Raw genomic sequence first — 7,807 nt, 5'->3', positions numbered from 1 at the left:
GACCAATCCATCGTCGCCATCGGCATGGCAGTGCCCGGCCCCTACCTACGCAACGAAGGTCGCACCGCCGTGGTCTCCAGCATGCAGGGCTGGCGCAAAATCAACTTCATTAACGAATTCGCCTCCGCCTTCGGCGTTCCACTGTTCATCGAGCAGGATGCACGCGCAGGCGCACTGGCCCACTATCTGTTCGACCCAGCCGTGCACACCAGCGACAATCTCGCCTACTATCTCGTCGGCGAAGGCGTCGGCCTTGGCGTCATCGAAAACGGCCGTCTCATCAACGGCTATCTTGGTGCCGCCACGGAAATCGGCCACATCTCCGTGGATGTTAACGGACGTCCATGCGACTGCGGCAACATCGGCTGTCTCGAGCGCTATTGCTCCACCCCCGCCATCCACGACATGCTTATCGACGATGGTGTGCTGGTCCCGGGGGCCGCAGATATGACCCACACTGAAGCCGCCCGCGCTTTGTTCCGCAAAGCACAGGAAGGCGACGGGCGGGCCATCGCCATGGTGCGCAACATCGCCCGCTATGTGGGCTACGGATGCGTCACCATCTTCAACGGCTTCAATCCCAAGCACATCATCATCGGTGACATCGTGTCCGAAGCCGGACCGATGTTCCTCGAAGAGGTGCTCAGCACGGTGGAGGAACGGTCCATCCCGGAAATCTACAACACCACATCCATCACGCTGTCCACGTTGTCCGCAGACGCTGCCGTTTCCGGTGCCGCGGCCGTGGCGGTCACGCAATTTTTGGAACATCCTTCGATGTTCTTCGATGTCTCCTGACTCACACGAATCAAGAACATCAATCAACTGTGAAGTTTCCCAGCGGAACATGCACAACCAAGAAAGATAAGGAAAGGAACCATCATGACTAACCCGATCGTCCTGAGCCTCGGTGAGCTGCTGTGGGATATGCTGCCTGGCGGCAAGCGCGCAGGCGGCGCCCCGGTGAACTTCGCCTACCATGCAATGAAGAATGGTGCCGAGGGCTGGGCCATCAGCGCCGTCGGCGAGGACGAGCTCGGTGATGAGCTGGTTGCCAAGGCCGACGAAGCCGGCATCAACACCGTCATCCAGCGCAACGCTTGGCCGACCTCCACCGTGGAAGTCGCCCTGAAGAACGGCATCCCGGAGTACACCATCGTCAAGGGCGTCGCCTGGGATCACATCCTGTACACCCGTCAGCTCATCGACGTGGTTGCCAAGGCCGACGCCATCTGCTTCGGCACCCTGGCCCTGCGCTCCCCCGAGACCCACGCCACCATTATGGAGCTTCTGAAGCACACCAAGCCGGGCGCCATGAAGTTCTTCGACATCAACCTGCGTGGTGACCACTACTCCAAGGAACTCATCGAGGAGCTGCTGAAGGCCGCCACCGTCTTCAAGATCAACGATGAAGAGCTGCTGCTCCTGCGCGACATGTTCGACATCCGCGGCACCTCCGGCGAGGACGCCTGCCGTTGGTTCCTCGACGAGTTCGATCTCGACTACGTGATCCTGACCGCAGGTTCCGCATACTCCACCGTGATTTCTCGCCGTGGCGAGTCCTCCACGCTGGACACCCCGCACGTCGAGGTCGTGGACACCGTTGGTGCCGGCGATTCCTTCTCCGGTACCTTCACCGCACGCACCCTGCTGGGCGACTCCCTGGCAGACGCTCACCGCAAGGCCGTCAACACCGCAGCCTTCGTGTGCACCCAGGCTGGCGCTTGGCCGGACTACCCGACCGAGATGCCCGACTACCTTGCCGAAGCCGGCAAGTGATCTCGTTTCAGCTCAGAAAGCACTGAGCTGAAACCGCTCTCCTTTCCTCTCGTTTTCGGGTGCAGCTCACGCCGGACAATGACGTCCGGGATTCCGCAAGAACCACCGTCTCCCGGCGTGAGCTGTACCTGCAGACGCGGAAACCATAACTGAAAATCAATCATTCATTGTCTCATTGCAGTTAAGAAAAAGGGAATTCAATAATGAGCAACGAAACCACTAAGACCGGCAACGCTGGATTCGCCAAGATCCTGCCGGTGATGTTCGCCTTCTTCGTCATGGGCTTCGTCGATCTGGTCGGCACCGCGACGAACTACGTCAAAGGCGAGTTCGCACTGGCCGATGGTACCGCCAACCTGTTCACCACGATGGTGTTCTTCTGGTTCCTGATCTTCTCCGTGCCGACCGGCATGCTGATGAACAAGATCGGCCGCCGCAAGACCGTGCTGTGGTCCATTCTCGTGACCCTCGTGGCCATGGCCCTGCCGATCATCGCCTACATGGCGCTTTCCGGCACCCCTCGTCTGGTTCTCATCGTCATCTCCTTCGCCTTCCTCGGCATCGGCAACACCTTGATGCAGGTCTCCCTGAACCCGCTGCTGACCGTGTTCGTCAAGGGCGACAAGCTCGCCTCCACCCTGACCACCGGTCAGTTCGTCAAGGCCTTCGCCTCCCTGTTCGCCCCGTACATCGCCATCTGGGGCGCCACCAAGCTCGGCATGTGGTGGATCCTGTTCGTGATCTACTTCGTCATCGGCATCATCGGCTACGTGCTGCTCGCCTTCGACAAGATCGAAGAGCCCGCTCCGGACGCCGGCACCACCACCATCGGCCGTTGCTTCAAGCTGCTGTTCTCCGATGGCATCGTCTTCCTGTGCTTCCTCGGCATCGTGGCCCACGTGGGCGTGGACGTCGGCATCAACGCCCAGGCTCCGCGAATCCTGACCGAGCACACCGGTGACCAGTTCACCGAGATCGCCGCAACCGCAACCATGGTCTACTTCATCGCCCGTATGATCGGCTGCTTCACCGGTGGCATCGTGCTGCAGAAGATTTCCAACAAGGTCGGCCTGCGCATCTGCGGTGTCATCATGACCCTGTCCGCCATCTGCTTCGCCATCTTCTCCCTGGTGCAGGATAACCCGCCGGTTTGGCTGTTCTGGGTCGCTGTCGCCCTGGTCGGCTTCGGTAACTCCAACGTGTTCTCCCTGTTCCTGTCCCACGCCCTCATGTACCGTCCGGACCGTCAGAACGAAATCTCCGGCCTCATGCTCATGGGCCTGATCGGTGGCGCTATCTTCCCGCCGATCATGGGTGTGGCCGCCGATGCCGCTGGCCAGTTCGGTGGCATCCTCGTGATGGCCGTCGGCTGCCTGTACGTCCTGGTCATGGGCTTTGCCTACAAGGTGCTCGAAGGCAAGAAGGCTGAGGCCTGATAGCCGCTTCTAGCGCCAACATTCAAGACGAGCCTGCGTGAATCTTCCCCTTCGATTCACGCAGGCTTTTTCATATCCAGCAGAGCTCTTGCGCATATCTCCATAAGCTGATTCGCAGTATTGATTTGCATTCCAGCAAAGGAAGGGATATATTGAAAAGTCCGGCCGAAAAACCGGAATGGTTTGATAATTCAATATTGGGGGCGATCGGTTTCGACGGTGACCTGTTCGCTGCAGGGAAGCGTGCCGAGAACGTCGGGTCCACTCGTGGATGACCCCGACAAAAGAATAAGTGCTAAATCTAACCGCACTGAGTTCGCTCTCGCTGCCTGAGCTTCGCGCCAGGATTAACCAGTGAGCAGCCGCTCCGTTCACTCCTCCTCGTCTTTGGGAGGATGCTGAGCGTCGTTAAGAAGACTTGCTGATGCAGTTGAGCCTCAGGGCTGCATCGGGACTTTAACTGCGGATATGCTCGCCATCGGTTGTCTGCGACACAGATGGGGGCAGAAAAACCGCCGCACGGCCAGCAGACTACGCACGTAGAAGACTGTGGGCTCGGTCATCGGACCGGGGTTCAATTCCCCGCGCCTCCACTCCTGAAAGGCCGCATAACCATTGGGTTATGCGGCCTTTACTGTTTGCCCGCATTATTCAACGAATCAACCGGCAAGCATGCATCGGCTTCACTTCAGAATCGGCCTGCTAGGCGCTGAAACATCAACCTGCTTGTAGTCGCCAATCACATTGGGATCGTTCAGGATTTTGTCAACTTCGGCCATCTTGAGCTTCAGCTGCGAGGAATCCCCCCACACCACCACATGCTCGCCATCATTGAGCGTAGTGGTCACCGAATCCTGCGTCGCAACGGTCACTTTGGTAATCTGCTTGCGCATCGATTCCGGCAACGCTCCAAGAATGGTCAACGCCCCCTTGATGGAACGATTCTTCAGACTGGTCTCAACATCCTTGACCTCGATTACGGGAATACCGTCAACGTCGGCATTCTTCACCGAATTGAGTACACGGGCCTGATCGTCCACAGCGGTCAATGTATCGCCGCTTTTGAGCATGGCAGTTGGCTTCTGCGATTTGATGGCGATGCTCATCGATTTGGGGAAATGCTTGGATACCTTGGCTTCGCTCACACCGGGAATGGATTTCAGCTGCCGTTCCACGTCACTGGATGACACGAGGAACAGCGACTTCCCCGATTGCTTATCCGCAATGGTGCGAATGGTGGCCGTGCTTACCCATTCGTTCGCCCCTGAAATTCTGATGGCTTCCGATTCCAGACGGAACACTGAGGAAAACAACAGCAGCCATACCAGAGCGGATGTCAGCAGCACCACAATCGCAGTCGCTGCCACACGCATGGCAATGACGCGAACATTCGCTTGTCTGCGTTCCTTGGCACGGGCGGTGAAATCCACCACTTTCGGCCGGGAGGCAACGCCCAGCGAACTCGTGGTCTGACGCAATGTCTCAGCGACATAATCCTCACTACGCAATGCCCGAGCATCGACAAACGCCCCTGCCTTGCCCTTGGCGACCGTAACATCCTGTTCTATGGGATACACGGTTTCCGGCTTCGACGCTGATGCCACGGCACGTCGCTTACGTGGATGCCGAGGCACACCCGCCTGATGGGACTCGACGACGCGCGCCTTGCGTTTGCCGCCCGAGGAGGAACCAGACGAGCTGACCGTACGGCCGGCCATTACTCGCAGCTCTCCCTGTGGGCTTCCAGCGCGGTCAGCAACACCTCATCCATATCGGTGATGTCGCCTGCACCAACGGTGAAAATCACATCGCCGTGATGGGCGCGCATCGCCATCATCTTGGCGGCGAGGCACATATCCTCCACCGATTGGATCCAAGTGCCTGCGGAATCGTCCTTCAGACCTTCAGCCGCGTCCACGATGGTGTCGGGACCGACATCCGGGAAATCCGCCTGCTTTTCCCGAGCCGGGAAGATGCCGGTGACGATCACGTCATCGGCCTTGGCCAGTGCCTCGGCGAACTCGCGCGCGAAGAACTTGGTGCGTGAGAACAGATGCGGCTGGAACAGCACGCGAATCACGGAACTCGGGTAACGGCGTCGTGCGGCATCCAAGAGGGCCGCAATTTCCGTGGGATGATGCGCGTAATCATCCACCACGGTGACCTGCTTGACCGTACCGCGCACCTGGAAACGGCGTGAGGCTCCGAGGAAGCCACCCGCAGCCTGTGCGGCATCAGCTGGCTTGACGCCCAACAGCACCGCAGCGGTGATGGCCGCGGCCGCATTACGTGCGTTATGGATTCCGGGGACCTTCAGCGTGACGCTCTGACAGATGGTTTCACCGCCGGTGACGCCACCAGGCAGCTCCAGCGTCAGCTGTTCCGTACCGCTTCCCGCCGTCTCGCTTTCCGAGGAGATGGCCACCAGAGACGCATCGCCCAATTCCGGCAGTTGATCCTTGGGGGTCGTACCGTACACGATGGTGTGTGCCTTCACCGCATCCGGCAACGCCTCGAACACGGCGAGCGCATCCTTGTCATCGGCGCAAATGATCACATGGCCAGTGGCGTGTTCGGCATGATTGACGAAAGCGGCCCGGTAATGGGCTTCATCGCCGTAATGATCGAGATGGTCGGCTTCGGCATTGGTGATGATGGCGATGGTCGGATGATATTTGGCGAAGCTGCCATCCGATTCATCGGCTTCGGCCACCAGGGCTGAGCCGTTTCCCGCGTGGCCTCCGTCCAAGGTGGTGCCGTCCTGCCCCTGAATCGAACCTCCGATGGCATAGCTGGGATCCGCTCCCACCTGCACCAGGATGTGGGCCAGCATGGAGCTGGTGGTGGTCTTGCCATGGGCTCCTGCCACAGTGACGGTCTGTTTGCCGTTCATCAGCAGAGCCAGGATGTCGCTGCGATGCACGATATGCTTGCCGGCGGCATGTGCGGCGATGATTTCCGGATTATCCGGCTTGATGGCGCTGGAGTACACCACTGTGGAGGCATTGGCCACGTTTTCGGCTTTCTGGCCAAATTCGACGGCGATACCGAGCGCTTCAAGCCGGTCCGTTTTGGCGCTGCGCTCACGATCCGACCCGTCTACGTTCACACCCTGCGCATGCAGCATCTCAGCCAGCACACTCATTCCCGCGCCGCCGATGCCGATGAAATGCGTGGGACCGAGATCAGCCGGGCTTGCCTGCGTATCGAACGCGGCATGGGTGGGATCAAGCACGATGGATTGTTCTTGAGACAATTGACACTCCTTTACAGGATTTTCCTGACCACATACTATGCCGTCCGAGACCGCACCAACAAATGAAACGTGGCAAATGGTATGTGGTCATGTCCGTTTGCCTTGTGCTGGATTTCGGTTGTTCTCGCGCCCGCGGACTTTCAGCGCGATTGCTTGCTGTGGGCCAGCGCCAAAACCTCCTTGGCCATCACGGCGGCCGCATCTCGAATGCCATACTGCCAAGCCTTGTTGCCGAATTCCGCAAGCGTATCGTGATCGGCCAGCAACTGTGGCACGTGGTCATGCACCCATGCGGGAGTCATATCCCTATCGGCGACCAGAATGCCACCGCCGGCCTGGACGACGGGCTCCGCATTGAAACGTTGCTCACCGTTGCCGATGGGAAGTGGCACATAGATGGCAGGCAGGCCCAGCGCAGCCAATTCGGACACCGAGCCCGCTCCGGCTCGGCAAATCACCAGATCGGCGCAGGCGAAGGCGAGATCGATGCGTTCGAGGTATTCAGCCACATGGTAGTCACCGGTTCCTTGAGCGTCCTCCCCCAGTTCGGCCAGTACCTGTGAACCTGCGGACCGGGAGACCAGGTCGCGCACCTCTTCAATCTTTCCCTTACCGGTCAGATGAATGATCTGAGCATGTGCCAGCAGATCAGCCGCCGAGGACGCGATAGCACGGTTGAGGCTTTGTGCACCCAGCGAACCTCCGGTGATCAACACCAGGGGACGGGTTGGATCGACGCCCAACTGTTGCGCGGCTTCACGGCGAACGGCTTGTCTATCCCGTTCGAAACGTTCAGCCAGTGCGGCGACGGCTGGGCGAAGCGGCAGTCCTACGCGTTGGATGCGCGTGTTGGAGCCGGGCTTCAGACCGGTGTTGTCATATACGGTGCCGATGAAGTCGGCCCAACGCGCCCCCAGCTTGTTGGCCATGCCTGCACGGGCGTTCTGCTCATGGATGGCAATAGGAATACCCATGCGGTGAGCGGTGGCATACACGGGAGCGGATGTGTACCCGCCGAAACCGGCCACCACATCGGCATGGCGGGCTTCAAGAATGCCACGTACCTTCGCGGTCTCGCGTTTCCATTTGAAGGGGAATTTCAACATGTACAGATTGGACCGACGAGGGAATGGCACTTTTTCGATGGTGTCAAGCTCATAGCCGGCGTTCGGGACCAGGTTCCTTTCCAGTCCGACGGCAGTGCCGATGACGCTGATCCGGGCATCGGGCTCGATATCGCGAATGGCGTCCGCCACGGCAAGCAAGGGATTGACGTGTCCGGCAGTTCCTCCACCGGACAGAACGATATGCGGTGTTCCTTGAGTCATGATTACTG

6 protein-coding genes and 1 other RNA gene are annotated in these 7,807 nt (G+C 59.2%); 4 read left to right on the top strand and 3 right to left on the bottom strand.

Annotated elements, in window-relative coordinates; genetic code table 11:
- From F7D08_RS09650 to ssrA, 4 genes are all read left to right on the top strand, one after another.
- Positions 1–798 (top strand): ROK family protein (locus F7D08_RS09650; protein ID WP_152210421.1); only part of this gene is annotated, 798 nt, incomplete at its 5' end.
- An 84-nt stretch (positions 799–882) separates the two neighbouring features.
- Positions 883–1,779 carry a carbohydrate kinase family protein gene (locus F7D08_RS09645; RefSeq protein ID WP_152210420.1) on the top strand — a complete coding sequence of 299 codons (897 nt, stop codon included), beginning with the start codon at positions 883–885 and terminating at the stop codon, positions 1,777–1,779.
- Positions 1,780–1,982: 203 nt separating this feature from the next.
- A complete protein-coding gene (locus tag F7D08_RS09640; protein ID WP_152210419.1) occupies positions 1,983–3,215 on the top strand; it encodes an MFS transporter in 1,233 nt (410 codons plus the stop codon).
- A gap of 199 nt (positions 3,216–3,414) precedes the next feature.
- Positions 3,415–3,811: a transfer-messenger RNA gene (gene ssrA / locus F7D08_RS09635) on the top strand.
- A gap of 87 nt (positions 3,812–3,898) precedes the next feature.
- On the opposite strand, the gene F7D08_RS09630 is transcribed toward ssrA, so the two are convergent.
- The 3 genes from F7D08_RS09630 to F7D08_RS09620 form a co-directional block, all read right to left on the bottom strand.
- On the bottom strand, positions 3,899–4,933 hold the full coding sequence (locus tag F7D08_RS09630) for a cell division protein FtsQ/DivIB (protein ID WP_152210418.1): 1,035 nt from the start codon (positions 4,931–4,933) through the stop codon (positions 3,899–3,901).
- Entirely contained in the window at positions 4,933–6,471 is a 1,539-nt protein-coding gene (gene murC / locus F7D08_RS09625) for a UDP-N-acetylmuramate--L-alanine ligase (RefSeq protein WP_152210417.1), read from the bottom strand. The genes F7D08_RS09630 and murC overlap by 1 nt, the downstream gene beginning before the upstream one ends.
- Before the next feature lie 140 nt (positions 6,472–6,611).
- Entirely contained in the window at positions 6,612–7,799 is a 1,188-nt protein-coding gene (locus F7D08_RS09620) for a UDP-N-acetylglucosamine--N-acetylmuramyl-(pentapeptide) pyrophosphoryl-undecaprenol N-acetylglucosamine transferase (protein WP_152210416.1), read from the bottom strand.
- Positions 7,800–7,807: the final 8 nt, after the last annotated feature.

Source organism: Bifidobacterium cebidarum (assembly GCF_009193305.1).
Classification (GTDB): domain Bacteria; phylum Actinomycetota; class Actinomycetes; order Actinomycetales; family Bifidobacteriaceae; genus Bifidobacterium; species Bifidobacterium cebidarum.
The sequence above is the reverse complement of the archived record's forward strand: the minus strand, read 5'-3'. Positions and strand labels throughout refer to the sequence as shown.

Excerpts from the sequence above, each read along its gene's own strand:
- F7D08_RS09640 (WP_152210419.1), top strand. The coding sequence starts at position 1,983 with ATGAGCAACGAAACCACTAAGACCGGCAACGCTGGATTCGCCAAGATC.
- F7D08_RS09630 (WP_152210418.1), bottom strand. The coding sequence starts at position 4,933 with ATGGCCGGCCGTACGGTCAGCTCGTCTGGTTCCTCCTCGGGCGGCAAA.
- F7D08_RS09645 (WP_152210420.1), top strand. The coding sequence starts at position 883 with ATGACTAACCCGATCGTCCTGAGCCTCGGTGAGCTGCTGTGGGATATG.
- F7D08_RS09620 (WP_152210416.1), bottom strand. The coding sequence starts at position 7,799 with ATGACTCAAGGAACACCGCATATCGTTCTGTCCGGTGGAGGAACTGCC.